Genomic DNA, 25,718 nt, shown 5'->3' with positions numbered 1-25,718 from the left:
CCCTGTTGCCCATGGCCCGTATCCCCGACGCTTTCATCGACGACCTGCTCGCCCGCACCGACATTGTCGAGGTGGTGGGCAGCCGCGTGCCGTTGAAGCGCCAGGGCAAGGAGTACGCAGCGCGCTGCCCGTTCCATGACGAACGCTCGGCCTCGTTCACGGTCTCGCCCACCAAGCAGTTCTATCACTGCTTCGGTTGTGGCGCGCACGGCACCGCGATCAGCTTCCTGATGAACTACGACCGCCTCGAGTTCCTCGACGCGGTGGATGAACTGGCCAAGCGCGCCGGCATGGAAGTGCCGCGCAGCGAGAACCCGCGCAGCCCGCAGCAGCAGGACGACAGCCGCGAGCTCTACTCCGCTCTGGACGCCGCTGCCAAGTTCTTCCAGAAGAACCTGGAAGGCAGCGAGAAGGCGCGCAGCTACCTCGACGGCCGCGGCGTGGACGAAGAGAACCGCGCACGCTTCCAGATCGGCTATGCGCCCGATGGCTACAGCGGGCTGCGCGATGCGCTGGGCAAGGACGAGCGGCGCATGAAGCTGCTCGACCGCGCCGGCCTGTTCTCCAAGAACGATCGCGGCCACGTCTACGACAAGTTCCGCGACCGGGTGATGTTCCCGATCTTCGACCGCCGTGGCCGCGTGATCGCCTTCGGCGGCCGCGTGTTCGAGAAGGACGACGGCCCCAAGTACCTCAACTCGCCCGAGACCGCGCTGTTCCACAAGGGCCGCGAACTGTACGGCCTGTGGCAGGTGCGCCAGGCCAACCAGAAGATCGAGCGGCTGATCGTGGTCGAGGGCTACATGGACGTGGTCTCGCTGTTCCAGTTCGGCGTCACCCAGGCGGTGGCGACGCTGGGCACGGCGACCACGCCGGACCATGCCGAGCTGTTGTTCCGCAACGCGCCGGACGTGTTCTTCTGCTTCGACGGCGACGCCGCCGGCCGCCGTGCCGGCTGGAAGGCGCTGGAGTCGGTGCTGCCGCGCATGAAGGATGGCCGCCAGGCCTTCTTCCTGTTCCTGCCCGATGGCGAGGACCCGGACACCATCGTGCGCAAGGAAGGCGCCGAGGCCTTCAACGAACGCCTGAAGCAGGCCACGCCGCTGTCGCAGTTCTTCTTCGACGAACTGACCCGCGAGATCAACCTGGGTACGCTGGACGGCAAGGCCCGCCTGGCCGAACGGGCAAAGCCGATGCTGGCGCAGATTCCCGACGGCGCCTTCGGCGATCTGATGAAGCAGCAGCTGGGGCAGCTGACCGGTCTGGGGGGGGGCAACACTGCCGCCACGCGCGCACCACAGCCACAGCGCCAGCCCTCGCGCACGATCCAGCCAGTGGCCAAGCGCAGCCTGGTGCGCGGCGCGATCGCCGTGCTGCTGCAACAACCGTCACTGGCCCTGACCCTGGGCGGCAAGCATCACTTCCAGGGCCTGCGCCTGCCCGGCGTGGAGCTGCTGCTGGAGCTGCTGGGGCTGGTCGAACAGCGCCCGGACATCAGCACCGGCGCCCTGCTGGAACACTTCGACGGCCGCGAGGAACAGGCCTCGCTGCATACACTGGCCGCACAGACGCTGCCCGGCACCGAGGCCAGCTGGACCCAGGAACTGCACGACGCCGTGGCCCAGCTGGAGAAACAGCTGCTGGTGCAACGTCTGGAGGAGTTGTTGGCAAAGCAGCGCCAGCAGGGTCTGGACGATACTGACAAATACGAACTGCGCGAGCTGTTGAAGGCCCGCGCCGGGCTGCGCCTGTAGAGGGGCAGAACGCTTTCACGGAGAGGACCATGCTGCTGCGCCTGACCTGCCTGCTGTTGTTGTCGCTCTGCCTGCCGCTGGCGGCCCTGGCTGCGGATACCCCGCTCAATGAAGTCCGGCCCGGCCTGTATGCCGGCGGCCAGCCCAGTGCCGCACAACTGCGCGAACTGGCCGCACAAGGCGTACGCACCGTGATCGACCTGCGCCAGCCCGACGAGGACCGCGGTTTCGATGAAGCGCACGTGGCCGAATCGCTGGGCCTGCGCTATGTGCGCATTCCGGTGGCCGGTGCCGAGGGGCTGGATGCGCCCAATGTGCGCGCCGTGCACCAGGCCCTGCAGCAGAGCCAGGGGCCGGTGCTGCTGCACTGCGCCTCCGGCAACCGCGCCGGTGCCGTGCTCGGCCTGGTCAATGCACGCTACGAACATGCCAGCCCGGAACAGGCCCTTCAGCTGGGCCAGCGCGCTGGGCTGAAGTCGCTGGAAGCCGCCACCCGCCAGCGCCTGGCCACACCGGTCACCTCGCCCTGAACCCTCCGCACAAAGGACTCTGCCCACCATGACCCGCTGGTGGTCGCGCCTGCGACCGGACAACTTCACCCTCGCCCTGCTGTGCACCGTCGGCCTGGCTTCCCTGCTGCCGATGAAGGGCGCCGCCGCCATCGTCCTCGACGATGTCACCACGGTCGCCATCGCGGCGTTGTTCTTCCTGCATGGCGCACGCCTGCCGCGCGAGTCGATCATCGGCGGCATGCTGCACTGGCGGCTGCACCTGACCATCCTCGCCTGCACCTTCATCCTGTTCCCGCTGCTGGGGCTGATGTTCAAGCCACTGTCGGGCTGGCTGCTGACCCCGGAGCTGTACCTGGGCGTGCTGTTCCTGTGCACCCTGCCGTCCACCGTGCAGTCGTCCATCGCGTTCACCTCGATGGCGCGCGGCAACGTACCGGCAGCGGTGTGCAGTGCTTCGTTGTCGAGCATCCTCGGTGTGTTCCTGACCCCGCTGCTGCTGACCGCACTGGCCGGTACCTCCGGCGGCGTGCACGACCCGCTGCATGCGATCGGCGGCATCATGCTGCAGCTGCTGGTGCCGTTCGTGGCCGGCCACCTGCTGCGGCCATGGATTGCCGGCTGGGTGGAGCGGCAGCGCGCACTGCTGCGCTACACCGACCAGGCCACCATCCTGCTGGTGGTGTATTCGGCGTTCGGCGAGGCAGTGACCGAAGGCCTGTGGAGCAAGACGCCGCTGCTCTCGTTGCTGGCCGTGGCAGTGGTGGCCGCGGTGCTGCTGGGTATCGCCATGCCGCTGATCACCTTCATCGCCCGCCGCCTGCGCTTCAACCGCGAGGACGAGATCGCCATCGTGTTCTGCGGCTCGAAGAAGAGCCTGGCCACGGGCGTACCGATCGCCAAGGTGCTGTTTGCTGGTGGCAGCCTCGGTGCCATCGTGCTGCCGGTGATGATCTACCACCAGATCCAGCTGATCGTCTGCGGTGTGATCGCGCAGCGCTACGCCAAGCGCAAGTCCTGACACGACGTGGAGAACATCCACGCACGGTGTGGATCTACTGTAGAGCCGAGCCCACGCTCGGCTGGCGGTTGAACGGCGCAGTTGGATCCACGCCACGCGTGGATGATCACCAGACCGAATCGCTGTCCAGCAGCCGCGCCACGCTGAATCGCGGCAGCCATACCCTCAGGTCGTAGCTGCGGTCAGCACCGGTATCCACCCTGGGCGATGTCCCGGCATGACCCGGCAGCTGGCGCACTTCGCAACGTCCAGGGGCGGCACAGCCCCAACCCTCCCCGCCACGCGCCTCGATACGCACGTTGTAGAGCTCCAGATCGTTCAGCAATGCCGTCATCGGGGGGTACGCAATCATCTTCGGCTGCGTACGCATGCCATGTACGTTGCCGGTCAGCACCAGCAGCCGTGCGTTGTTCGGCAATGCCTGTGCGCGCACGCGGACCTCTTCGGCCATCGCCCGGTCGCGTGCCCCACTACCCGCCGTTTCGGCAAGTAGCACGCGATCAAAACCGAATACCTGCACGTCGCGCCCCCGGGTACGCAGCGCGCGCGCCGCTTCGATCAGGTCGAGCATGTCCTTGCTGCGACGGCCGTCATGCATGCGGCTGCGGACGCTCCAGTACGGCGTGCCACGCAATGCAGCGCGCGCCTTGGCCGTGCCGGAAGACACCAGATACGTCGCCAGCGCGGCGTTCTCGTCAGTCGGCAGCTCCAATGCCAACCGCACCGGAGTGCCATCGGCTGCGTAGGCCTCCATCAGTTCCCGAACCAGCAGCGGTGTCTCGCGGGTACCGTGGAATTCGCCCAGTATCAACAGGCGGTGCTCACCGGCGTGTTGGCGGATCTGCGCGGCGGTGTCGTCGGCATGCACATTGAGGGCCATGCCGAGCGCCAGCAGCAGCGCGCTGGTCCAGCGGAAAATCGAATGCATCCCTGCTCGCTCCTTTCCTTGGGGTCAGGAACAGCAATGGCGACGCCGCTGGAAGAGATCAAGTGTAGAGCCGAGCCCACGCTCGGCTGCTCTTCCAACCAGCCCTCAGCCGAGCATGGGCTCGGCTCTACAGGTGTCGCTTTACAACCAGGGCAGGATCCAGTGGTCCACCAGCAGGAAGGCGAACAGCGCCATCAGGTACACGATGGAGTAGTAGAACATCTTCATCGAGAACAGTTCGTCCGGCGGGTTCAGCATGCGCCAGGCGTACCAGAGGAACACGGCGTTGAGCACGATCGCGCCGCCCAGGTAGAACGCGCCGCTCATGCCCACCAGGTACGGCAGCAGGCAGACCAGTGCGAGCACCACCGAATACACCATGATCTGCTTGCGGGTGTGCACCACGCCGTGGGTCACCGGCAGCATCGGAATTTCCGCCTTGGCGTAGTCCTCGCGGCGGAAGATCGCCAGCGCCCAGAAGTGCGGCGGGGTCCAGATGAAGATGATCAGCACCAGCAGCGACGAGTACGCCCAGTCCGACGAGCCCTGCATGCCGGTCACTGCGGCCCAGCCCAGCATCGGCGGCATCGCGCCGGCCAGGCCGCCGATGACGATGTTCTGCGAGGTCGCGCGCTTCAGGTACACGGTGTAGATCACCGCATAGCCGATCAGCGAGGCGAAGGTCAGCACCGCGGTGATCAGGTTCACCCACAGCACCAGGATGGTCATCGACAACACGATCAGCACGCCGGCGAACACCAGCACCTGCCACGGCTTGACCTTGCCCACCACCAGCGGACGCCACGAGGTGCGCGCCATCTGCGCATCGATGTGCGCATCCAGCAATTGGTTGATGGCGGCGGCGGCCGAGGCCGCCAGCCAGATGCCGAGGAAACCGAGCACGCCGGCGCGCACCTGCTCCCAGCTGGGCACGCCCGGAATGGCCAGGACCATGCCGACCAGGGCAGTGAAGACGATCAGGGCGACGACCTTGGGCTTGGTCAGGTCCCAGTACTGGCGGTAATTGGAAAACATGGAATCAGTCCGGGGCACGCAGGCGGGCCAGCAGGCTGACCAGCACGAACAACAGGGCAACGGCCACGCCGTTGTGGGCCACCGCCACTTCCAGCGGCAGCGCCAGCTTCACATTGAGGATGCCGAGGGTGACCTGCAGCACCAGCAGCACGATCAGCGCACTGGCCCAGCCACGCATGCTCGGCAGGCGGAACAGGCGCACGCCCAGCCACAGCAGGTAGACGGCCACCACCACCGCGAACAGGCGATGCGCCATCTGGATGGCGATACGCGAGGCACCATCCAGCACGCCGCCTTCGTAGTCCACGCCGATGCCGCGCCACAGGGTGAAGCCTTCGACGAAGTTATGCTGCGGCCACCATTGGTTGGCGCAGCGCGGGAAATTGTCCAGCGAGGCGCTGCCACCGCCGCAGGCCAGCGCAGCGTAGTTGGCGCTGACCCAGCCGCCCAGTGCGATCTGGGTGACCAGCACCGCAACGCCGATGCGCAGCACCCACTTCAGCTTCGGAGCTTCGGCCAGGGTGATCGGCATGTGCGTGGCGCGCCAGGCCATCCACACCAGCAGCGCGAACATCAGCATGCCGCCCAGCAGGTGGCCCATCACCACGATGGGCTTGAGTAGCAGGGTCACCGTCCACATGCCCAGCAGGGCCTGGAAGATCACCACCGCCAGGGTCAGCAGGGCAGCACGCGCCAGGTCGATGTTGCTCCAGCGCAGCGCGGCGATCAGCAGGATCGCCTCGCCGATCAGGGCCAATGCACTGGCGGTGCCATGCCAGCCCATCATGTACAGCGGTATGCCGGCGGCCACCAGCACGCAGGCGGTCACCACCGCCGTGCTTCCGAATCGCCGCTTGCGCGTGGCCAGCAGCGCCAGGGTCAGGATCTCGATGCCCAGCGCGCCGGCCAGGAAGCGGTGCACCTGCTCACGCCAGGCCTTGTGCGTTTCCAGCGGGCGGATTTCCGCCGCCGGGTGGCCGATGGTTTCTTCCACGTGCTGCGGCCAGGTGGCCTGGCCATAGCAGGTCGGCCAGTCCGGGCAGCTCAGGCCGGCATCGGACAGGCGCACGAAGGCGCCGAACATGATCGTGCTCGCGGTCATGATCATGGCGAACCACGCCAGGCGGTGGAAATTGCGGTGCAGCGCCGGACGCGCGGAAAGGCTCATCAAACGGGACTCACTTCAGTTTCAGCAACGTGGCCATGTCCTTGCGCAGGCCCCCCAGGTCACTGCCGGGGGCATGGCGCATGATCACGAAGCCGTTCGGATCGATCACGTAGACCGGCAGTCCCGCCGGATCATCAACGCCCGGCAATGCCGCGCGCAGGGCTGGCGACGGAGCCAGCGGCCGCAGCGCGGGCAGCGAGGCGATCGACGCCGGTGGCGTACCCAGCCACAGGATCTCGACATTATCGGCGTTATGGCCGAACAGCTGCCACACCTTGCCCAGTCCCTGCGACAAAGTGACGCACTGTGCGTCGCAGGCACCGGCCGGCGCCACCAGCAGGCGCCAGGTCCGGGCCTCGGGGTTCCACGGATAGGGCTGGCCGTTGGCCAGCGTCGGAGCCTGCTGGCGTAGATCCACCGGCGGCTTCAGCAACTGGCCGGCATTACGGTGCCCGGTCGGCTGCCAACCGGAGAAGCGCAGCACGGCGGCCAGCGCCATCGCGCCGAAGAACACGGCAAACAGCAGCACCAGGGTCCGGCGGCCTGAGCCGCGCACCTGCGGGGACGTAGCAGTGTTCATGCGGGGCATTTTCTCATGGTTGGGTACGGGATGCCGGTCGGGCCACGGCGCGCCTCCTGCGCCATTCCAGCACCAGCGCCACCACCAGCACGGTCAGGGCCAGCCCGAACCACTGCACGGCGTAGCCCAGGTGGCGCTGCGGTGGCAGCGTGTTCGGCAGCAGGTCCAGGTCGCGCTCGTCACCGAAGGGCAGTGAAGGGTCCAGGCGCAGTACACGATCGGGAAGTGACTGCACCCCCAGCGCGCGGGCCAGGCCTTCGGCCGGCAACCGGCTGGCCAGCCAGCGGCCCGCTTCCCCCGTAGCGGAGAATGCGGGACCGAGTGCCAATCCGGCCGACGGCGGCGGTGCCAGCAGGCCACGCACGGCCACCGGCGAAGGCGGTGCGGGCAGCTCCGGCAGGGCGCGATCCGGCGGCAGCGCGCGCCATCCCAGATCGACCAGCAGCACGCTGCCTTCGTCACTGCGGAACGGGCGGTAGATCTTTACCCCCGCGCGGCCGTGCCGGGTCTGGTTGTCCAGCAGCACCACGCCGGGAAGGAAGCGACCGTGATCGGCCACGCCATGCAACGCACCGGGTGCTGCCAGCGCCTGCGCCAGCGACAGGACCTGCGCTGCAGCTGGAACTTGTGCATCCAACATTGCCTGTTTGGCATGCATGCGCTGCAGCTGCCACAGCCCCAATGCGGTGAAACCGGCCATTGCCAGCACGGCCAGCAGCCATCCGAGCACGCGCGTGTGCTGGCGCATCATGACAAGTCCGCACAAACGCGGTCAGATAGGCACATCCACCCTGCCCTCGAGCCGCGCATGAGTGATTCGCTGAAGACCCTGCTGGTAATCGCGTTTCTGATCGTCATCGTCTGGAATCTGGGCGCCGGCCTGTATTACCTGCTGGTCGACCGCGGCCAGACCAAGCGCACGGTCAACGCACTGACACGTCGCATCGCGGTGTCGGTGGCGTTGATCCTGCTGGTGATCGTGAGCATCTACATGGGCTGGATCAAACCGCACGGCATCGGCGGCTGAGGCCACCGATGCGTGCGCGGTCAAAGCACGTAGACGAACAGGAACAGCATCAGCCACACCACGTCGACGAAGTGCCAGTACCACGCGGCGGCTTCGAAGCCGAAATGGTTGTCGCGGGTGAAGTGTCCCTTGGCCGAACGCAGCCACATCACGATCAGCATGATCGTGCCCAGCAGCACATGCGCGCCGTGGAAGCCGGTCAGCATGAAGAACGTCGAACCGTAGATGCCCGAGCCGAGCGTCAGGTTCAGTTCCTTGTAGGCATGGATGTACTCCTCCGCCTGCAGGGTGAGGAAGCCGAGGCCGAGCACCACGGTCAGGCCCAGCCAGATCAGCAGCTGGCGGCGGTTGCCCGCCTTCAGCGCGTGATGGGCGATGGTCAGGGTCACGCCGGAGGTGAGCAGGATCAGCGTGTTGATCAGCGGCAGGCCCCAGGCCGGGATGGTCTGGAAGGCGCCACCGATCGCCGCCGGGCCGTTGGTCGGCCAACCGGCGGAATAGCCCTGCCAGAGCAGTTCGTTGGTCATCACCCCGCGGCCTTCGCCGCTGAGCCACGACAGGCCCAGGTTGCGGGTGTAGAACAGCGCGCCGAAGAAGGCGCCGAAGAACATCACCTCGGAGAAGATGAACCAGATCATCCCCATCCGGAACGAGCCATCGACCTGATGGTTGTAGTTGCCGGCCTGCGATTCGCGCACCACGTCACTGAACCACCAGAACAGGGTCAGCACCAGCATCGCGATGCCGAGGTAGAACGTCCAGCGTCCCCAGCTGGCATCGTTGAGCCAGCTGGCCACGCCCACCATGGTCACCATCATCGCGATGGAACCCACGAACGGCCATTTGCTCTGGGCCGGGACGAAGTACACGTTGGCGTCGGTCGGTGTCTGGGCCATGTCGGTATCCGGGTCAGGGTGCGGCGTGCGCGCCTTCCGAGGTGGCGGCCGGAGCCAGCCGATCGGACAACGCGTCGTTGCGGTAGAAGGTGTAGGACAAGGTGATCGTCCTGATCTCCGGCGGCAGGTCCGGATCGACGATGAAGCGCACCGGCATGTCGCGCTTCTCGCCGGCCTGCAGCGTCTGCGCGGTGAAACAGAAACATTCGGTCTTGCTGAAGAAACCCGACGCGCGCGCCGGTGCCACCGAAGGCACCGCACTGCCGACCACGGCCTGCTGGCTGTCGTTGCGGGCGAAGTACAGGGCCTCGTTGAGTTCACCGGGCACCACGTCCATGGTCAGCTGTTCGGGATGGAACGACCACGGCAGGCGCGAGTTGACGCCACCATCGAATTCCACCCGTACGGTGCGCTTGCCGGACGCCGCACCCGCACTGGCTTCGCTGCCGGGGCCGCGCTCCAGGCGCACGCCGAACACCTTCTCGCAGGCGATGCGATACAGCGGCACCAGCGAGAACGTCAGCAGGAACACCGCCACCGCCACGCCGATCAGGCGCGGCAGCCCGGCACTGCGTGAGGTCGCGGTGGCCGGTGCGTCGCTCATCGGCCGATCACCCCACTGAGGATGAAGCCGACGTAGACCAGCACGGCGATGGCGCCGACCCAGGCTGCGGTGCGCCTGGCGCGCTGGCGTTGCAGTTCGATGTCGTTTTCCGGGGCGTCGCCCGGGCTGTTGTGGAGCCGGGCCATGCTCGGCTGCTCCACGTCAGCCGAGCATGGCTCGGCTCTACAGGTCTGCAGCGGGCTCTCGTTATGCATGCCCCACCTCAATGCGTGATGTCGTCATGCGCCAGGTCCCCTGGGCGGATGGTCGGCGGCGTGGTGAAGGTGTGTGCCGGTGCCGGCGACGGCAACGTCCACTCCAGGCCACGCGCGCCTTCCCAGCTCCGCGCTTCGGCCTTCTCGCCGTTGCGCAGCGACGACAGCAGGATCGCGGCCATCATGAACGGCGTGACGAACATGCCGAACGCACCGATCGAGCTGATCAGGTTCCAGTCGGCAAACGCCACGCTGTAATCGGGAATGCGGCGCGGCATGCCGGCCAGGCCGAGGAAGTGCTGCGGGAAGAACAGCAGGTTGACGAACACGATCGACCACCAGAAGTGCACCTTGGCCCACTTCTCGCTGTACATGCGCCCGGTCCACTTCGGCCACCAGTAGTACACCGCCGCGATCAGCGCGAACACTGCGCCGGTCACCAGCACGTAGTGGAAGTGGGCCACCACGAAGTAGGTGTCGTGGTACTGGAAGTCGGCGGCGACGATGGCCAGCATCAGGCCGGAGAAGCCACCGATGGTGAACAGGATGACGAAGGCCACCGACCACAGCATCGGCGCTTCGAACGTGAGCGAACCGCGCCACATCGTGCTGACCCAGTTGAACACCTTCACGCCGGTGGGGATCGAGATCAGCATGGTGGCGAACATGAAGTAGATCTCACCACCCAGCGGCATGCCCACGGTGAACATGTGGTGGGCCCAGACGATGAACGACAGGAACGCGATCGCGGCGGTGGCATACACCATCGCCTGGTAGCCGAACAGCGGCTTGCGGCTGAAGGTCGGGATGATCTCGCTGACCACGCCGAACGCGGGCAGGATCATGATGTAGACCTCGGGATGCCCGAAGAACCAGAAGATGTGCTGGTACATCACCGGGTCACCGCCACCGGCGGCGTTGAAGAAGCTGGTGCCGAAGAACTTGTCGGTCAGCAGCATGGTCACCGCGCCGGCCAGCACCGGCATCACCGCGATCAGCAGGAACGCGGTGATCAGCCAGGCCCAGCAGAAGATCGGCATCTTCAGCAGGTCGATGCCCGGCGCGCGCATGTTGAGCACGGTGGCGATGATGTTGATCGCGCCCATGATCGAACTGATGCCGGCCACATGGATGGCGAACACGCTGAAGGCGACGTTGTAGCCACCCTGCAGCGACAGCGGCGGGTACAGGGTCCAGCCACCGGCCGGTGCACCACCGGGCAGGAACAGGGTCAGCAGCAGCAGGCTGAAGGCCACCGGCAGCAGCCAGAACGACCAGTTGTTCATGCGCGGCAGCGCCATGTCCGGCGCGCCGATCTGCAGCGGGATCATCCAGTTGGCCAGGCCGACGAAGGCCGGCATCACACCGCCGAAGATCATCACCAGCGCATGCACGGTGGTCATCTGGTTGAAGAACTCGGGCTTGACGAACTGCAGGCCCGGCTGCGCCAGCTCGGCGCGGATCACCACGCTCATCGCCGCACCGATGATGAACATGATGAAGCTGAAACCCAGGTACAGCGTGCCGATGTCCTTGTGGTTGGTCGAGAAGAACCAACGCTCAAAGAAGCTCTGGTGGTGATGGTGATCGTCGTGCCCAACTGCCGAGTGCGCCATTGCAAAACACCTCTCAGAATCGGTTGTCACCACGGCCGCAGCAGGCGGCCGCGGGCTTTACATCACGCGCCGCTGGCTGCGGTGGCAGGTGCGCTGCCGGCTTCGGCAGCGGCAGGTGCTGCCGGTGCTTCGCTCGCAGGTGCAGCCGGTTCTGCAGGTGCCGCAGGGGAAGCGGGCTCGGCCGGCGGTGCAGGCTTGCGCTGCGCCAGCCACTGCTTGAAGTCTTCCTTGGACACCGCCTCGACCACGATCGGCATGAAGCCGTGGTCCTTGCCGCACAGCTCGGCGCACTGCCCGCGGTACACGCCGGGCTGCTCGATGCTGGTCCAGGCCTCGTTGATGAAACCGGGGATGGCGTCCTGCTTCCAGCCCAGCGCCGGCACCCACCAGGCGTGGATCACGTCGTCGGAGGTGATGACGAAGCGCACCTTGGTATCGACCGGCAGCACCAGACGGTTGTCGACATCCAGCAGGTAGTGCGGATGGCTCTCGCGGGTCGGCACGACGCCGCTCTGCCGCACCCGGTCGGACTCGCGGTCCAGGCGGCTGGTGAAGGTGACGTTCTCGCCGAGGTATTCGTACTTCCACATCCACTGGTAGCCGGTGACCTTCACCGTCATCTCGGCATCGCGGGTGTCGTACATCTTGATCAGGTTGGCCGTGGCCGGCCATGCCATCACGATCAGGATGATCACCGGGATCACCGTCCAGATGATCTCGGCCTTGGTGTTGTGGCTGAAGGTGGCCGCGACCGCGCCCTTGGATTTGCGGAACTTGAAGATGGCGTAGGCCATCGCCCCGAACACGATGACGCCGATCACCGTGCAGATGATCAACGAGAGGTTGTTCGATTCCCAGGCCAGGCGCGAGGTCTGGGTCACCCCCTTGCCCATGTTCAGCTGCCACGGCTTGGGATCGGCCGCCTGGGCCCAGGCCAACGCCGGCATCAGTCCCCCGGTCGCCAGCACTGCGGCAACCGCGTTCACGCACTTCGTGCCCCACCTGCTGCTTTGCTTCATTGCCTAGACCCTTAGCGTCGTCGGTTGCCGCCATCGCTGGCGGCGAGCAAGCTTTCAAGTGTCTCTGCGAGCGTCTGACGTTCGGCCGGCGCGAGGAAACTCCCCACCTCCACCTGCCGGCCGCTGGATGCCAGCCGGACCCTCTCATCGTCGGTGAGCAGGCGCACCCAGTGGGGGTGGGCCCGGAACACCGGCGATCCACCGGGTACGGGAATGACCTCCACGTACGCCGGCACTACCCGGATCTCCTCCTGCCGTTCACCACTGCGCCACAAGGCACGCAGCGCCGCCGCCAGCACCAGGCTGTACAGCAGCGCGAACAGGGGGGCGAACGCATTGCCGGCCAACCACCCGAAGGCGGACACCAGCCACATCGCACCCGACAACACGGTGAACAACAGGACGAACTGCCGGGCATCGAGCGCCCGTGGGGGACGCAGCCGCAGCTGCGTACCTGACCCATCCGGAGCTGGAAGCACCTCGATCATGTCGCAACCGCGTTCCTGCCGCGGGAAACGTCTCGATGGTAGCCCCGCCCTCTCGCCGGTAGCAAGGGTGCATTCACACTTTTTCAGATGCTGCAACACAGCATGAGGTCGGCGGCGCGAATGACGAATTCGGCACAAATATTAGCAGGATTTATGAACACGCCGAATCCACCACCGTTAGGGGCTATCAGCCCTTCATGAAGGTGTCTGCGCGGCACTTCCGAAGGCCGCAAAAATGTTTAAAATCGCCAAGTTTTCCATTGGCCGGACCGGCATGAACGCACCTTCCTCCTCCCCTGCCGCCAGCGACGCCCCGCGTCCCGGCGCGCTGCTGTCGCCGGAACTGCCGGCGCCCCCCAACCCGTTCCGCCAGGCCATCACCGATGCCTGGTTGAAGGACGAGGCCAGCCACGTGCGCGAACTGCTGGCGCAGGCCCGCCTGCCCGCCGAGGAACAGGCCCGGGTACAGGCGCTGGCCGCCGACCTGGTCGGCCGCGTGCGCGTGCGTGCCAAGGACCAGGGCGCGATCGAAGCCTTCATGCGCCAGTACGACCTGGGCAGCGAGGAAGGCGTGCTGCTGATGTGCGTGGCCGAGGCGCTGCTGCGCATTCCGGACCAGGACACCGCGGACAAGCTGATCCGCGACAAGCTGGCCGATGCCGACTGGGAAAAGCACCTGGGCGGCAGCGACTCGGTGCTGGTCAACGCCTCCACCTGGGGCCTGATGCTGACCGGCAAGCTGGTGCAGATGAACGACGCCACCCGCGCCGATGCGCCCAGCGCATTCAAGCGCCTGGTCGGCCGCGTCGGTGAGCCGGTGGTGCGCCTGGCCGTGCGCCAGGCGATGAAGATCATGGGCCACCAGTTCGTCATGGGCCGCACCATCAGCGAAGCGCTGGCGCGCTCGCACAAGGGCGACAACGCCAGCTACCGCTACTCGTTCGACATGCTCGGCGAAGGCGCGCTGACCATGAAGGATGCACTGCGCTACCTGGAAGACTACCGTCGTGCGATCCACGCCATCGGCGGCGATCACAAGGCACGCGGCGGCCGTCCGGACGGCGACGTCAACAACGCACCAGGCATCTCGATCAAGCTGTCGGCGCTGTACCCACGCTACGAGCACGCCAAGCGCGAGCGCGTGCTGAAGGACCTGGTGCCGGGCGTGCTGGAACTGGCACAGCTGGCCAAGAGCTACGGCATTGGCTGCACCGTCGACGCCGAAGAATCCGACCGCCTGGAACTGTCGCTGGACATCATCGAGCAGGTGTTCTCCGACGCCTCGCTGGCCGGCTGGGATGGTTTCGGCGTGGTCGTGCAGGCCTACCAGAAGCGCACCCCGTACACGATCGACCACCTGGCCGACATGGCGCGCCGCGCCGGTCGCCGCCTGCAGGTGCGCCTGGTCAAGGGCGCCTACTGGGATGCCGAGATCAAGCGCGCGCAGATCGAAGGCTATCCGGGCTACCCGGTGTTCACCCGCAAGCAGAACACCGACGTCTCCTACCTGGCCTGCGCCAAGCGCCTGTTCACGCATGCCGATGCGATCTACCCGATGTTCGCCACGCACAACGCGCACACCATTGCCGCGGTGCGCAGCATCGCCAACGGCGGCGTGTACGAACACCAGAAGCTGCACGGCATGGGTGACGACCTGTACGCAGAAGTGGTGCCGGCCGACCGCCTGGGCCTGCCCTGCCGCGTGTATGCGCCGGTCGGTTCGCATGAAGACCTGCTGCCGTACCTGGTGCGTCGCCTGCTGGAAAACGGCGCCAACTCCAGCTTCGTCAACCGCATCACCGACGAGCGCGTGCCGATCGCCGACCTGATCCGCGATCCGGTCGAGATGGTCGCCTCGTTCGCATCGATTCCGCATCCCAAGATCCCGCTGCCGGTTGACCTGCTGCGCAGCCAGAACCACGACAGGAAGAACTCCATGGGCGCCAACCTCGCCAACGACAACGAACTGCGCGACCTGGCCGAGCAGATCAACGCGGCTGTGAAGCCTTGGCAGGCCGCCCCGCTGGTGCCCGGTGCCAACCCGGCCGGCGCTGCGCTGCCGGTGACCAACCCGGCCGACACCCGCGAAGTGGTCGGCCAGTGGCTGGCCGCCGACGCCGCCACCGTGCAGAAGGCCCTGGCCAATGCCGTGGCCGCGCAGCCGGCCTGGAACCGCACCCCGGCCGCCAGCCGCGCCGCCATCCTCGAGCACGCCGCCGACCAGCTGGAAGCGCGCATGCCGGAGTTCATGGCGCTGTGCGTGAAGGAAGCCGGCAAGAGCCTGCCCGACAGCATCGCCGAAGTGCGCGAAGCGGTGGACTTCCTGCGCTACTACGCCAAGCAGGCGCGCGAGCAGTTCAGCCACGCCGAAAAGCTGCCGAGCCCGACCGGTGAATCCAACGAGCTGCAGCTGCACGGCCGCGGCGTGTTCGTCTGCATCAGCCCGTGGAACTTCCCGCTGGCGATCTTCCTGGGCCAGGTGGCCGCTGCACTCGCCGCCGGCAACAGCGTCATCGCCAAGCCCGCCGAGCAGACCAACCTGATCGGCTACTACGCGGTGAAGCTGCTGCACGACGCCGGCGTGCCGGCCGAGGTGGTGCAGTTCCTGCCCGGCGACGGCGCCACCGTCGGTGCCGCGCTCACCGCCGATCCGCGCGTGGCCGGCGTCGCCTTCACCGGCTCCACCGACACCGCCCGTGCGATCAACCGCGCGATGGCCGCACGCGATGCCGCCATCGGTGTGCTGATTGCCGAGACCGGCGGCCAGAATGCCTTCATCGCCGACTCCTCGGCGCTGCCGGAGCAGCTGGTCAAGGACGCCATCGGTTCGGCCTTCACCTCGGCCGGCCAGCGCTGCTCGGCCGCGCGCGTGCTGTTCGTGCAGGACGACATCGCCGACAAGGTGATGACCATGCTGGCCGGTGCGATGAAGGAGCTGAAGGTCGGCAACCCCGGCCTGCTGTCCACCGACGTCGGCCCGGTGATCGACGCCGATGCACTGAAGATCCTGCAGGACCACGCCGAACGCATGGACCGCGAAGCGCGCCTGATCGCTGCCGCCGAGCTGTCCGCCGAAGCCGCCAATGGCACCTTCTTCGCACCGCGTGCGTATGAACTGAAGGACCTGGGCCAGCTGCACAAGGAAATCTTCGGGCCGGTCCTGCACGTGATCCGCTGGAAGGGTGACCAGCTCGATGCAGTGATCGACCAGATCAACGCCACCGGCTACGGCCTGACCCTGGGCGTGCATTCGCGCATCGACGAGACCGTCGACCGCATCAGCAACGGCGTCCACGTCGGCAACGTCTACGTCAACCGCAACCAGATCGGTGCGGTGGTCGGCGTGCAGCCGTTCGGCGGCCAGGGCCTGTCCGGCACCGGTCCGAAGGCCGGTGGCCCGCACTACCTGCTGCGCTTCGCCACCGAAAAGACGGTGACGGTGAACACCACTGCCGCCGGCGGCAACGCCTCGCTGCTGACCCTGGGCGACTGATCGCCCGGTTGATGCGGTAAACGAAAAACCCCGCGAAAGCGGGGTTTTTTGTGGTTTTTCTTCCTGTAGAGCCGAACCCATGCTCGGCTTTCCTGGCGTAGCCGAGCATGGGCTCGGCTCTACACCCGCATCAGCTTGCGCCAGTGGCGCAGGGCGACCAGCGCGTTTATCCAGAAACCGATGTAAAGGATAGAGGTCAGGTGCAGGCCTCGGCTGTAGTACAGCGGCACCGCCACGGTGTTCACCAGCAGCCACACCCACCACGATTCCAGCTTGCGGCGCATCATCAGGATCTGCGCGATCACGCTCAGTACCAGCACCGCCGAATCGATGTACGGCGCGTAGGCGCTGGTCAGGCGGGTCAGCATCCAGCCGTAGCCGAAGGTGGCCACTACCGCCAGCGGCGCCAGCCAGGCCCAGGCGCGCGGCCGCAATGAAGTAATCGGCAGAGGTGCACCATGGTCACCACGCAGCCACTGCCACCAGCCCAGCACGCTGATGGCGATGAAGAAGAACTGCAGCACCATGTCCGCATACAGGTGCGAACGCTCGAACACCGCGGCGAACAGTGCGCAGCCTACGATGCCCAGCCACCAGGTGTGCACGTTGTTGCGGCCCGCCAGCAGGATCGAGCCGGCGACGGCGATGTTGGCAGCCAGCTCCAACTGGAAGTTCGGGTCGGACAGGTTCATGGCGCCATTGTCGTGGATCCACGACGTGGATGGCTGCTCTGCCCAGAAGATCCTCGCCATGCGTGGATGGCCCGAAACCCACCCAAAAGAAAGCCCCGCTTACGCGGGGCCTTCCGTGTGCTGCTTCAGGCCAGGGCCTGCATCAGAACTTGTACTGCATCGAAGCTGCCAGCACGTCGCCACTGACCTTGTACTTGCCGGTCACGGTGTTGCCGGTGACCGAGGTCGAGGTGATGTTCGGATCCTTGGTGAACAGGTGGGTGTAGCCCACGCTGTATTCCATCTTGTCCGAAGCGGCGTAGGTCAGGCCCAGCGACAGCCACTTACGGGTGGTGTCCGGCACGCGCACGTCGCGGTGGGCGTCGGTGGTCGGGGTCTGGTCATAGGCCAGGCCGCCACGCAGGGTCAGCTTGTCGTTCACGCGGAAATCAGTACCGATCGACGCGAAGGTGGTGTCGCGGTAGTGGAACGGCAGCACGCTGTCCGGCTGGTTGGAATCATAGTCGACGGTGACCTGGTCGAACTTGCTCCACGCCGTGCGCGTGACTTCGGCCATGATCTGCCACTGGTCGTTCACGCGGTGGGTGAAGCCCACGGTGGCGCTGGCCGGCAGGGTGATGGTGGCGCGGCCGTTGCTGTCGATGAAGGTACCCGGGGCGGCCGCGGCCAGGAAGGCGGCAGCGTTCTGCGGGATGGTGAAGTCGGCCTTGCCGTCGGTGATCTTGTGCTCGACCTTCGAGCGGTAGCTGAAGGCGATGTTGGTGCCTTCCACCGGGGTGACCGTCATGCCCAGGGTGTAGCCGACCGACACTTCATCGCCCTTGATGCGCAGGAAGCCATCGGCGGTGCCCGGGGCGAAGCCCTGCTGGGCCAAGGCCGCAGCGGCCTGCCTCGAGGCGGCCAGGGCCTGAGCCGGGGTACCACCGGCAGCCAGCACGGCAGCGGCTGCCTTCTGCTGGGCGCTGGCGTTGATCGCGGTGCCGGTATCGACGGCGCTGGTCAGGTCGACGTTCAGGCGCTCGGCGAACACCGACGCACCGAACGACAGGTACGGGTTGACGTCGTAGGAGAACGCCACGCCCAGGTCGATCGCCTGCAGCTCGGTCTTGACGCCGTTGTAGCGGCCGACCCAGTCACGGTCGTATTCGGTCTTGAAGCCGAACGGCACGGTCAGCGAGGCGCCGAAGTGCATGTTCTCCTTCTCGCCGAACGGCAGGTGGAAGTAGGCGGCCGGAACCGGGGCGATCATGCCGGCGTCGCCGCCGTTGCCACCGGAAATCGGCGCGCCGTTGCCGTACTGGCCCTGGCCGCGGAACTTGGCGCCGAAGCTGATGGCGCTGACGTCGCCCTGGACCAGGGTGCCGTCGAGCAGGCGCATGGAGGCCGGGTTGGTGGCGATGACCGAGGCGTCACCTTCGGTCGAGGTGGAGCCGGCGAACGCGCGGCCCAGGCCCTTGGCGCTGTTTTCCTTCAGCTGGAAGGCGGCAGCATTGGCATCGGCGGCGGCCAGCGCACCGGCAACGCCGACGGCCAGCAGGGTCAGTCGGGCAATGGTGGAAGCGGTTTGCATCGTAGTTCTCTCTCTCCGGTAAGCGGTGATGGTGCTCTGAGTGCGCCTGCGCCCGGCAGGCCCGGAGGCCCGTCGAAGCGCGCCGGATTCCCCTCCCGACATACGACGCCGTATGCGAGTATTACCCAGAGCCGTTAATGAAACAATAACGGCGCAGGCGGTTTTTTCGTCTCAAAAGCTGAACAGGACAATCCCCGTCGCAAGCGCCCGCACGCTAGGCTAGTGCCATGTTCGTCTCCCTCCCGTCGCGCAAGAAGGCGGCCCTGCGCTGGGCCACACCCGTGCTGTTTGCGGCACTGTGGCTGGCGTTCCTGTGGTCGATCTCGCGCCCGGACGATGCCCGCGGCAGCCTCTGGCTGGACTGGGGCGCCCTGTCCACCGGCCTGACCCACCCGCTCGACTGGTGGGCGACGCTGCAGGACGGCAGCGTGCTTCGCCTGTTCACCGCCCTGTTCCTGCACGCGGACTGGTCGCACCTGCTGGGCAATCTGGTGTTCCTGCTGATCTTCGGCCTGCCGGCCGAGCGGGTGCTGGGCCCGTGGCGGCTGCTGCTGCTGTTCCTGGTCGGCGGCGCGGTATCCAATCTGGTGGCGATCTACACCATGGGCAGCCCGGACCAGATCATCATCGGCGCCAGCGGCGCGGTGTCGGCGCTGATCGGCGCCTACCTGGCCCTGTTCCCGGGTGCGCGGCTGGGCGTGGTGATCCCGCTTGGCCTGTTCCTGGAGTTCGTGCGTGCCCCGGCCTACCTGCTGATCGGCGTGTGGGCCGCGCTGCAGGTGGTGTTCGCCCATATCGGCCCGAGCTTCGGCATGGTGGCCTGGTGGGCCCACATCGGCGGCTTCGTGTTTGGCTTGGTGTATGGCGTGTACGTGCGCGCTGCGATCGCGCGCCGGCTGCGCAAGCGGCACGGGTTCTGACCGCCCGGTAGTGCCGGCCGCTGCCCGGCATTTGTTTTCTTCTTCCGCCCTTGGGCCGGCGCCGGGCATGGCCCGGCGCTACCGTCAGGGCTTGGCCGGCGCCGGGGCCGGTGCGGGCTTTGCTTCCGGCTTTGGCTCGGCCTTCGTTTCCGGCTTCGCCGCAGCGGCCTTCGCGGCCTTGGCCGCATCTGCCTTGGCCGCTTCGGCCTTCAACCGTGCAGCTACCGAACCGGGATTCTTCAGTTCGGCCAGCGCATCGTTGATCGGGCCGTCGCCCGGCAGCACCGCGCCGGCGTGGTAGCCCTCGGTGCCTTCGTCGTCGCCGCGCAGGTGGCCCGGGAGGGTCGCTTCGCTGTAATCGCTCAGGCTGGCCGGCAGCGCATCGTCGGCCGGCGTCGGGGCGGGTTTCAACTCAACGTCCGGCACGATGCCGGTGGCCTGGATCGACTTGCCGGTGGGCGTGTAATAGCGCGCCGTGGTCAGCTTCACCGAATCCCCGTTGTCCAGCGGCAGCACGGTCTGCACCGAGCCCTTGCCGAAGGTGCGGCTGCCGACCACGCGTGCGCGCTTGTTGTCGCGCAGCGCGCCGGCCAGCACTTCCGAGGCACTGGCCGAGCCGGCATCGGCCAGTACCACCACCGGTGCGCCCTTCAGCAGGTCGCCCGGGGTCGCGTCGAATCGGGCATCGCTGATGCTGATGCGGCCACGGGTACTGACGATGTTGCCCTTGTCGAGCAGATCGTCGGCCACCTGCACGGCGGCCGTCAGCAGGCCACCCGGGTTGCTGCGCAGGTCCAGCACCAGGCCCTTGAGCTGGCCACCGGACTGCTTCTGCAGCTGCTGCACGTGCTTCTGGAAGTCCGAACCGGTATCGGCCTGGAAGGTGCTGAGGCGGATGTAGCCATAGCCCGGCTCCAGCAGACGGCTGCGCACGCTGGTCACGCGGATGGTCTGGCGGGTGAGGCTGACATCGAACGGCTTCGGCTTGCCGTCGCGCACGATGGTCAGCACCACCTTGCTGCCGGCCGGGCCACGCAGCGGTTCGCTGGCATCGATCGCGCTGATCGGCTTGCCGTCGATGGCAATGATCAGGTCGCCGGCGAGGATGCCGGCCTTGGCCGCCGGCGTGTCGTCGATCGGCGAAATCACCTTCATGCTGGCGTTGTCCGGCTGCTGCTGCAGCTCCACGCCGATGCCCTCGTAGGCGCCGTTGGCCTGTTCGTCGAAGGCCTGCGCGTCTTCCTTGTTGAAGTAGGTGCTGTGCGGATCAAGGTCGAGCAGCAGGCCACGCACGGCCGACTGCATCAGCTTCTTGTCATCGACCGGGTCGACATAGGCGGCACGCACCGCGTTGTACACGGCCACGAAGCGGCGGATGTCCTCCAGCGGCACCTTCGAGGTCACCGCCTCCTCGCTGTTCGCTGCCTGCCCGCTGGTTTCCTGGCTGGGGGCGGGCGCGGTCTGCTGCGCCCAGGACAGCGCCGGCAACAGGGCCAGCAAGAGGGTGGCGGTACGGGCTGCGCGCATGGATCACTCCTGTCGACGTTGGCATCGTGCCCAAGGCACATGCGTCGATTATGCGCGAAGCACAGCTAAATTCCCGTTGAATCCGCCCTGCACGCGGAGGCGCTGGATTCAGCGCCGCTGCAGCCAGCTGTCGGGGTTCACCGGCTGCCCGCCACGGCGCAGCTCGAAGTACAGCGCGGTGACGCCCTGGCCGCCGGAATTGCCGACCTTGGCCACCGCATCGCCACGGCTGACCCGCGCGCCGGCATCCTTCAGCAGGGTGTCGTTGTGTGCGTACAGGCTCATGTAGCCGTTGCCGTGATCGACAATCAGGATCATGCCGTAGCCGGTCATCCAGTCGGAAAACACCACGGTGCCGTCGGCCACGGCAGTGACGGTGCTGCCGGCGGGCGCGCCGATCAGCACACCGCTGCTGGTGCGGCCGTCGGGCAGCTTTCCGCCGTAGCGGGCCAGCAGGTTGCCCGACAACGGCCAGCCCAGGCCACCGACCTTCGGCGCCGGCGCAGAGGCCACGGCAGGCGGGACCTTGGTGGGCGGCGGTGGCGGACGGCCCTGCGCGGCGGCCTGGCGTGCGGCACGCTCGGCAGCAGCCTTTTCAGCGGCTGCTCGACGCGCGGCGGCGCGGCGCTCGGCTTCGGCCCGGGCCGCGGCGGCACGCAGGTTCGCCAGCAGCGTTTCCAGTGCCTTGGCATCCTGGCCCAGCGCCTGTTCCTTCTCGCGCTGGTCCTTGAAGCGTTCGTCCAGCGAGGCCACCGTCTTTGCGCGATCGCGGCGATCGGCTTCCAGGGCGGCTGCCTGCTGCTTCTGGTCCTGCTGCGCCCCCTGCAGCTTCTGCTTGCGCTCGGCGATCTGCGCCTGCACCGCTTCCAGTTCCTTCAGGTCGGCGGTCAGCGTGGTGATGCGCTGTGCGCGCTCGCGCTGCAGGTAGCGGTGGTAGGCCAGGGCACGGTTGGCATCGGCCACCGTGTCCTGCGACAGCAGCAGCTTCAGCGGTGCGTGGTTGCCCAGCTGATACGCCGCGCGCAACAGCCCGGCCAGTTCGCGGTGCTGCTGGGCCAGGTTGGTCTGCAGGGTGTTGCGGCGCTGTTCGGCTTCGGCCAAGGCGCGGCCCTGCTCGCGCAGCGCGGCTTCCGTCTGCGCAAGGGCACGGCCGGTGCGGGCTACCTTCTCGTCGGCCTCGCGCAGTTGTTGCGAGGCCTGGCCGCGCTGGCCCTCGATCTGCCGTCGCTCCTGCGCCACGCCCTTCAGTTCGGTACGCAGTTTCTGCAGCTTGCGCTCGGTCTCGCGGGTGGTCTGCGCACCGCTGGGCAGCGGCAGGGCCAGCGCCAACGCCAGCCCCAGCAGCAGCCAGCGCCCGCCGCGGGCAGCGGCGATGTGATGTCGGCGTGATGGGAAGACGTTGTCGCGCAAGGGCTTTCCAGTGACTTCAGGCAGTTGCAGGGGGTACCGGGGAATGGTGACATCTCCGCACGCGGCCTGCCAGCCGCACATCCATCGAGGTCGCCATGAAAACTCTTTCCATTCCGCTGCTGTTGGGCGTACTACTGGCCACCGGGCCGGTCTGTGCGCAGGAGAACATCAGCAAGGTCAACGGCAGCATCAGCGCCGACGCCGGCCAACGCTACGGCAAGCTGGATACCGTCAACGGCGGCATCCGCGTCGGCGAAGGCGTCGAGACCGGCAGCATCGACACCGTCAACGGCGGGGTCAAGGTTGCCGACCGTGCACGTACCGGCAAGATTGAAACGGTCAACGGCGGCGTACGCCTGGGCCGCGAGGTGATCGCACACGGCAGCGTCAGCACCGTCAACGGCAGCATCTTCACCGATCGCGGCAGCCAGATCGAAGGCGGTGTCGAGACCGTGAACGGTGGCATCGGCCTGGTCGAAAGCCGCGTCGGCAAGGATGTGGAGACCGTCAACGGTGACATCACCGTCGGCATCGGTTCCCAGGTCAACGGCGGTGTGCACGTGCGCAAGCCGAACTTCAGCGTCTCGCTCACCGCCAGCCGCAAGCCGCGTGTGATCGTCGGCCCGAATGCCGTTGTCAGCGGCCCCCTCCAGTTCGAACGCGAGGTGGTGCTGTACGTGCATCGCACTGCCCGTATCGGGCCGGTTACCGGCGCCGAGCCGATCCCGTTCGACACCGAAACCGCTCCGGCGGACTGAGCGCACCGGACCGCCCGGTTCGGTGATACTCGCTGACACCGGCCGTGCGCGACGTGCGGCCGCCCTTTGTTCTCCAGGAATAGACGATGCCCCGCAAACTCCTCCTGTGCCTGGCCGCCGCGGCCGCGCTCAGTGCCTGCAAAGGCGAAACCACGCCGGCCACCGCGCCGGCCGCCGATACCGCTGCCGCTGCCCCGAAGCCGGCCGCTCATCAGTTCTCCCCGGAGATCAACGCCGGCGACTTCGCCGAGATGGTCAAGACGCTGGCGTCGGATGAATTCGAAGGCCGCGCCCCGGGCAGCAAGGGCGAGGAACTGACGGTCAACTACATCCGCGACCAGATGCAGCGCATCGGTCTGCAGCCGGGCAACGGCGACAGCTGGTTCCAGGACGTGCCGATGACCGAAACCACGGCCGACGCATCGACTGTGCTGAAGATCACCCAGGGTGGCAAGACCACCGAGCTGAAGTTCGGCACCGACATGGTGGTCGGCACCCGTACCGGCCAGGCCGAGGTGAAGGTTGATGCCAGCGATCTGGTGTTCGTCGGCTACGGCGTCGATGCGCCGGAACAGAAGTGGAACGACTATGCCGGCCAGGACTGGAAGGGCAAGACGGTCGTGATGTTCGTCAACGATCCGGGCTTCCACGTCAACGACGCGAAGCTGTTCGACGGCAAGCGCATGACCTACTACGGCCGCTGGACGTACAAGTTCGAGGAAGCCGCCCGCAAGGGCGCCGCTGCCGCGCTGATCGTGCACGACACCGCCGGCGCGTCCTACGGCTGGGATGTGGTGAAGAACTCCTGGGCCGGACCGCAGTACGACCTGCCGGCCAAGGATGACCCGGAAGCCCGTATTCCGGTACAGGGCTGGCTGAGTGCCGACGCCGCCAAGGCGCTGTTTGCCGGTGCCGGCCTGGACCTGGCGCAGGCTTACAAGGATGCGAGCAAGCGCGGCTTCAAGCCGGTGCCGCTGAAGGCCACCGCCGCGGTCGACCTGAAGAGCCAGATCGCGCAGAAGCAGTCGCGCAACGTGGTGGGCGTGCTGCCGGGCAGCAAGCGTGCCGACGAGGCCGTACTGTACATGGCGCACTGGGACCACCTGGGCAAGCACGAGGGTGAAACCGGCGACAACATCTACAACGGTGCGGTCGACAACGCGACCGGCGTGGCGGGCATCCTTGAGGTGGCCGAAGCAATGGCCCACCAGGATCCGAAGCCGGAACGTTCGGTGGTGTTCCTGGCAGTGACCCTGGAAGAGTCCGGCCTGCTGGGTTCGAAGTACTACGTCTCCCACCCGACCTTCCCGCTGGACAAGATCGCCGGTGTGATCAACATTGATGCGATGTCGGTGGCCGGCCGTGCCAAGGACGTGACCGTCACCGGCTTCGGCAGCTCGGAACTGGAAGACATCCTCAAGCCGCTGGCTGCGGCCCAGGGCCGTACCCTGCACGGTGAGACTTCGGTGCAGAGCGGCTTCTACTTCCGTTCGGACCATTTCAACTTCGCCAAGGCCGGCGTGCCGGCACTGTACGCCGATGGTGGCGAGGACCTGCGCGAGGGCGGCGTGGACGCCGGCCGCAAGGCCGCGGCCGACTATGGTGCCAACCGTTACCACGGCCCGAAGGACGAGTTCGATGCGTCCACCTGGAAGCTGGACGGTACGGTCGAAGACCTGCAGTTGATGTACGGCGTCGGCAAGGAGCTGGCCGGTGGTGATCGTTGGCCGAACTGGTATGCAGGCAACCCGTTCAAGGCGGCCCGCGACGCGATGATGAAGGACAAGGCTTCGGCCAAGTAAGGGCGAGCCCTGCTCGACTGAACATCGTTGAGGTTCAAGCGGCGCCCCACGGGGCGCCGCTTTTTTTTGCGTGCTGTCGGCGGCTCATCCACGGCGGGTGTGGATCTACCGGTAGTGCCGGCCGCTGGCCGGCATCGATTGGTAGCGGCCAACCTTGGTTGGCGCCATGCTTCCTCGCGCAGGGTATCCACGCATGGCGTGGATCTACCGGGCGATGTGCCGCCATCGGCTTGCCGGCCAGCGGTCGGCACTACCGGCGTTTCCCGCGCACAAAGAAAAACCCCGCTGCGGCGGCAGCGGGGTTTTGGGTGTAAACCCTGGCGATGACCTACTCTCGCATGGCTTGAGCCACACTACCATCGGCGCAGCTGCGTTTCACTTCCGAGTTCGGGATGGGATCGGGTGGTTCCACAGCGCTAATTTCACCAGGGAGACGGTTGCAGCAGCGCTTGCAGCGCCAGCTTCGCGATCTTGCCCTTGGGGCGGAAGCCACCCGGAAAATGCAGTGCCTTCACTTAATAAGAAAAACCCCGCTGCGTGAGCAGCGGGGTTTTGGGTGTAAACCCTGGCGATGACCTACTCTCGCATGGCTTGAGCCACACTACCATCGGCGCAGCTGCGTTTCACTTCCGAGTTCGGGATGGGATCGGGTGGTTCCACAGCGCTAATTTCACCAGGGAGGCTTT

23 protein-coding genes and 2 rRNA genes are annotated in these 25,718 nt (G+C 66.7%); 8 read left to right on the top strand and 17 right to left on the bottom strand.

Annotated features, from left to right (window positions below; genetic code table 11):
• Positions 1–11: 11 nt before the first annotated feature.
• Genes dnaG through V3B41_RS13725 form a run of 3 tightly spaced genes read left to right on the top strand, consistent with a single transcriptional unit; the run spans position 12 to position 3,284 of the window.
• Complete coding sequence (gene dnaG, locus V3B41_RS13735; protein ID WP_049426950.1) at positions 12–1,754, top strand: DNA primase; 1,743 nt, start codon at positions 12–14, stop codon at positions 1,752–1,754.
• A gap of 29 nt (positions 1,755–1,783) precedes the next feature.
• Positions 1,784–2,284 (top strand): protein tyrosine phosphatase family protein, encoded by a 501-nt coding sequence (locus V3B41_RS13730; RefSeq protein WP_197633241.1) that lies wholly within the window; start codon positions 1,784–1,786, stop codon positions 2,282–2,284.
• Between the two features lie 28 nt (positions 2,285–2,312).
• Complete coding sequence (locus tag V3B41_RS13725; RefSeq protein WP_197620458.1) at positions 2,313–3,284, top strand: bile acid:sodium symporter family protein; 972 nt, start codon at positions 2,313–2,315, stop codon at positions 3,282–3,284.
• A gap of 106 nt (positions 3,285–3,390) precedes the next feature.
• Here V3B41_RS13725 and V3B41_RS13720 read toward each other — a convergent pair whose 3' ends face one another.
• The 5 genes from V3B41_RS13720 to V3B41_RS13700 form a co-directional block, all read right to left on the bottom strand.
• The gene (locus V3B41_RS13720) at positions 3,391–4,212 is read right to left on the bottom strand and encodes a calcium-binding protein (protein WP_329861405.1); all 822 of its coding nucleotides are present in this window, start codon (positions 4,210–4,212) and stop codon (positions 3,391–3,393) included.
• A 141-nt stretch (positions 4,213–4,353) separates the two neighbouring features.
• Positions 4,354–5,247 carry a heme o synthase gene (gene cyoE / locus V3B41_RS13715; protein ID WP_005407798.1) on the bottom strand — a complete coding sequence of 298 codons (894 nt, stop codon included), beginning with the start codon at positions 5,245–5,247 and terminating at the stop codon, positions 4,354–4,356.
• A gap of 4 nt (positions 5,248–5,251) precedes the next feature.
• Entirely contained in the window at positions 5,252–6,415 is a 1,164-nt protein-coding gene (locus V3B41_RS13710) for a COX15/CtaA family protein (RefSeq protein WP_197633243.1), read from the bottom strand.
• A 10-nt stretch (positions 6,416–6,425) separates the two neighbouring features.
• Positions 6,426–6,995 carry a hypothetical protein gene (locus V3B41_RS13705; protein WP_197620462.1) on the bottom strand — a complete coding sequence of 190 codons (570 nt, stop codon included), beginning with the start codon at positions 6,993–6,995 and terminating at the stop codon, positions 6,426–6,428.
• Between the two features lie 13 nt (positions 6,996–7,008).
• Positions 7,009–7,746: an SURF1 family protein gene (locus V3B41_RS13700; RefSeq protein ID WP_295549371.1), complete on the bottom strand. Its 738-nt coding sequence runs from the start codon at positions 7,744–7,746 to the stop codon at positions 7,009–7,011.
• Positions 7,747–7,803: 57 nt separating this feature from the next.
• Here V3B41_RS13700 and V3B41_RS13695 point away from each other — a divergent pair, with 57 nt between their 5' ends.
• Positions 7,804–8,022, top strand: coding sequence for a twin transmembrane helix small protein (locus tag V3B41_RS13695; protein WP_005412025.1), 219 nt, complete (start codon positions 7,804–7,806; stop codon positions 8,020–8,022).
• A 20-nt stretch (positions 8,023–8,042) separates the two neighbouring features.
• On the opposite strand, the gene V3B41_RS13690 is transcribed toward V3B41_RS13695, so the two are convergent.
• The 6 genes from V3B41_RS13690 to V3B41_RS13665 all read right to left on the bottom strand — a co-directional run bounded on the left by V3B41_RS13690 (position 8,043) and on the right by V3B41_RS13665 (position 12,860).
• A complete protein-coding gene (locus V3B41_RS13690) occupies positions 8,043–8,918 on the bottom strand; it encodes a cytochrome c oxidase subunit 3 (RefSeq protein WP_049426961.1) in 876 nt (291 codons plus the stop codon).
• Between the two features lie 13 nt (positions 8,919–8,931).
• On the bottom strand, positions 8,932–9,522 hold the full coding sequence (locus V3B41_RS13685; protein WP_019336368.1) for a cytochrome c oxidase assembly protein: 591 nt from the start codon (positions 9,520–9,522) through the stop codon (positions 8,932–8,934).
• A complete protein-coding gene (locus V3B41_RS13680; protein WP_197620466.1) occupies positions 9,519–9,737 on the bottom strand; it encodes a hypothetical protein in 219 nt (72 codons plus the stop codon). Before V3B41_RS13680 ends, V3B41_RS13685 begins: the two co-directional genes overlap by 4 nt.
• An 8-nt stretch (positions 9,738–9,745) precedes the next feature.
• Entirely contained in the window at positions 9,746–11,353 is a 1,608-nt protein-coding gene (ctaD, locus tag V3B41_RS13675; protein WP_005407790.1) for a cytochrome c oxidase subunit I, read from the bottom strand.
• Positions 11,354–11,415: 62 nt separating this feature from the next.
• Positions 11,416–12,372, bottom strand: coding sequence for a cytochrome c oxidase subunit II (gene coxB / locus V3B41_RS13670; protein WP_049426964.1), 957 nt, complete (start codon positions 12,370–12,372; stop codon positions 11,416–11,418).
• Positions 12,373–12,383: 11 nt separating this feature from the next.
• On the bottom strand, positions 12,384–12,860 hold the full coding sequence (locus V3B41_RS13665; RefSeq protein WP_014035721.1) for a DUF2244 domain-containing protein: 477 nt from the start codon (positions 12,858–12,860) through the stop codon (positions 12,384–12,386).
• Positions 12,861–13,134: 274 nt separating this feature from the next.
• On the opposite strand from V3B41_RS13665, the gene putA reads away from it, so the two are divergent.
• Positions 13,135–16,353 (top strand): bifunctional proline dehydrogenase/L-glutamate gamma-semialdehyde dehydrogenase PutA, encoded by a 3,219-nt coding sequence (gene putA / locus V3B41_RS13660; RefSeq protein ID WP_197650575.1) that lies wholly within the window; start codon positions 13,135–13,137, stop codon positions 16,351–16,353.
• Between the two features lie 119 nt (positions 16,354–16,472).
• Here the strand turns inward: putA and pnuC are convergent, their stop codons facing one another.
• The gene (gene pnuC, locus V3B41_RS13655; RefSeq protein WP_049426965.1) at positions 16,473–17,045 is read right to left on the bottom strand and encodes a nicotinamide riboside transporter PnuC; all 573 of its coding nucleotides are present in this window, start codon (positions 17,043–17,045) and stop codon (positions 16,473–16,475) included.
• 142 nt (positions 17,046–17,187) lie between these two features.
• A complete protein-coding gene (locus V3B41_RS13650) occupies positions 17,188–18,615 on the bottom strand; it encodes an outer membrane protein transport protein (RefSeq protein ID WP_100443750.1) in 1,428 nt (475 codons plus the stop codon).
• A gap of 227 nt (positions 18,616–18,842) precedes the next feature.
• Between V3B41_RS13650 and V3B41_RS13645 the strand changes: the two genes are divergently transcribed.
• On the top strand, positions 18,843–19,535 hold the full coding sequence (locus V3B41_RS13645; protein WP_005407784.1) for a rhomboid family intramembrane serine protease: 693 nt from the start codon (positions 18,843–18,845) through the stop codon (positions 19,533–19,535).
• An 84-nt stretch (positions 19,536–19,619) separates the two neighbouring features.
• Here the strand turns inward: V3B41_RS13645 and V3B41_RS13640 are convergent, their stop codons facing one another.
• Together V3B41_RS13640 and V3B41_RS13635 are read right to left on the bottom strand one after the other, a co-directional pair.
• Positions 19,620–21,062 (bottom strand): S41 family peptidase, encoded by a 1,443-nt coding sequence (locus V3B41_RS13640; RefSeq protein WP_329861395.1) that lies wholly within the window; start codon positions 21,060–21,062, stop codon positions 19,620–19,622.
• A gap of 108 nt (positions 21,063–21,170) precedes the next feature.
• On the bottom strand, positions 21,171–22,472 hold the full coding sequence (locus V3B41_RS13635) for a peptidoglycan DD-metalloendopeptidase family protein (RefSeq protein ID WP_049426970.1): 1,302 nt from the start codon (positions 22,470–22,472) through the stop codon (positions 21,171–21,173).
• 95 nt (positions 22,473–22,567) lie between these two features.
• On the opposite strand from V3B41_RS13635, the gene V3B41_RS13630 reads away from it, so the two are divergent.
• Together V3B41_RS13630 and V3B41_RS13625 are read left to right on the top strand one after the other, a co-directional pair.
• Positions 22,568–23,230 (top strand): hypothetical protein, encoded by a 663-nt coding sequence (locus tag V3B41_RS13630; protein WP_049426973.1) that lies wholly within the window; start codon positions 22,568–22,570, stop codon positions 23,228–23,230.
• A gap of 86 nt (positions 23,231–23,316) precedes the next feature.
• On the top strand, positions 23,317–25,032 hold the full coding sequence (locus V3B41_RS13625; RefSeq protein WP_049426975.1) for a M28 family metallopeptidase: 1,716 nt from the start codon (positions 23,317–23,319) through the stop codon (positions 25,030–25,032).
• A gap of 315 nt (positions 25,033–25,347) precedes the next feature.
• On the opposite strand, the gene rrf (V3B41_RS13620) is transcribed toward V3B41_RS13625, so the two are convergent.
• Positions 25,348–25,462 (bottom strand): 5S ribosomal RNA (rrf, locus tag V3B41_RS13620).
• 133 nt (positions 25,463–25,595) lie between these two features.
• Positions 25,596–25,710: ribosomal RNA gene (rrf, locus tag V3B41_RS13615) — 5S ribosomal RNA — on the bottom strand.
• Between the last annotated feature and the right edge of the window lie 8 nt (positions 25,711–25,718).

The sequence above is a fragment of the Stenotrophomonas sp. SMYL89 genome, from assembly GCF_036319985.1.
In the GTDB taxonomy this organism is placed as follows: domain Bacteria; phylum Pseudomonadota; class Gammaproteobacteria; order Xanthomonadales; family Xanthomonadaceae; genus Stenotrophomonas; species Stenotrophomonas maltophilia_Q.
The sequence above is the reverse complement of the archived record's forward strand: the minus strand, read 5'-3'. Positions and strand labels throughout refer to the sequence as shown.

What these genes read in the sequence shown, in the direction of transcription:
- dnaG (WP_049426950.1), top strand. Translation starts at nt 12, where the DNA reads ATGGCCCGTATCCCCGACGCTTTCATCGACGACCTGCTCGCCCGCACC.
- ctaD (WP_005407790.1), bottom strand. Translation starts at nt 11,353, where the DNA reads ATGGCGCACTCGGCAGTTGGGCACGACGATCACCATCACCACCAGAGC.
- V3B41_RS13625 (WP_049426975.1), top strand. Translation starts at nt 23,317, where the DNA reads ATGCCCCGCAAACTCCTCCTGTGCCTGGCCGCCGCGGCCGCGCTCAGT.
- V3B41_RS13710 (WP_197633243.1), bottom strand. Translation starts at nt 6,415, where the DNA reads ATGAGCCTTTCCGCGCGTCCGGCGCTGCACCGCAATTTCCACCGCCTG.
- pnuC (WP_049426965.1), bottom strand. Translation starts at nt 17,045, where the DNA reads ATGAACCTGTCCGACCCGAACTTCCAGTTGGAGCTGGCTGCCAACATC.
- V3B41_RS13700 (WP_295549371.1), bottom strand. Translation starts at nt 7,746, where the DNA reads ATGATGCGCCAGCACACGCGCGTGCTCGGATGGCTGCTGGCCGTGCTG.
- V3B41_RS13645 (WP_005407784.1), top strand. Translation starts at nt 18,843, where the DNA reads ATGTTCGTCTCCCTCCCGTCGCGCAAGAAGGCGGCCCTGCGCTGGGCC.
- putA (WP_197650575.1), top strand. Translation starts at nt 13,135, where the DNA reads ATGAACGCACCTTCCTCCTCCCCTGCCGCCAGCGACGCCCCGCGTCCC.
- V3B41_RS13725 (WP_197620458.1), top strand. Translation starts at nt 2,313, where the DNA reads ATGACCCGCTGGTGGTCGCGCCTGCGACCGGACAACTTCACCCTCGCC.
- V3B41_RS13695 (WP_005412025.1), top strand. Translation starts at nt 7,804, where the DNA reads ATGAGTGATTCGCTGAAGACCCTGCTGGTAATCGCGTTTCTGATCGTC.
- coxB (WP_049426964.1), bottom strand. Translation starts at nt 12,372, where the DNA reads ATGAAGCAAAGCAGCAGGTGGGGCACGAAGTGCGTGAACGCGGTTGCC.
- V3B41_RS13720 (WP_329861405.1), bottom strand. Translation starts at nt 4,212, where the DNA reads ATGCATTCGATTTTCCGCTGGACCAGCGCGCTGCTGCTGGCGCTCGGC.
- V3B41_RS13630 (WP_049426973.1), top strand. Translation starts at nt 22,568, where the DNA reads ATGAAAACTCTTTCCATTCCGCTGCTGTTGGGCGTACTACTGGCCACC.
- V3B41_RS13685 (WP_019336368.1), bottom strand. Translation starts at nt 9,522, where the DNA reads ATGAGCGACGCACCGGCCACCGCGACCTCACGCAGTGCCGGGCTGCCG.
- V3B41_RS13650 (WP_100443750.1), bottom strand. Translation starts at nt 18,615, where the DNA reads ATGCAAACCGCTTCCACCATTGCCCGACTGACCCTGCTGGCCGTCGGC.
- V3B41_RS13640 (WP_329861395.1), bottom strand. Translation starts at nt 21,062, where the DNA reads ATGCGCGCAGCCCGTACCGCCACCCTCTTGCTGGCCCTGTTGCCGGCG.
- V3B41_RS13665 (WP_014035721.1), bottom strand. Translation starts at nt 12,860, where the DNA reads ATGATCGAGGTGCTTCCAGCTCCGGATGGGTCAGGTACGCAGCTGCGG.
- V3B41_RS13680 (WP_197620466.1), bottom strand. Translation starts at nt 9,737, where the DNA reads ATGCATAACGAGAGCCCGCTGCAGACCTGTAGAGCCGAGCCATGCTCG.
- cyoE (WP_005407798.1), bottom strand. Translation starts at nt 5,247, where the DNA reads ATGTTTTCCAATTACCGCCAGTACTGGGACCTGACCAAGCCCAAGGTC.
- V3B41_RS13705 (WP_197620462.1), bottom strand. Translation starts at nt 6,995, where the DNA reads ATGAACACTGCTACGTCCCCGCAGGTGCGCGGCTCAGGCCGCCGGACC.
- V3B41_RS13730 (WP_197633241.1), top strand. Translation starts at nt 1,784, where the DNA reads ATGCTGCTGCGCCTGACCTGCCTGCTGTTGTTGTCGCTCTGCCTGCCG.
- V3B41_RS13690 (WP_049426961.1), bottom strand. Translation starts at nt 8,918, where the DNA reads ATGGCCCAGACACCGACCGACGCCAACGTGTACTTCGTCCCGGCCCAG.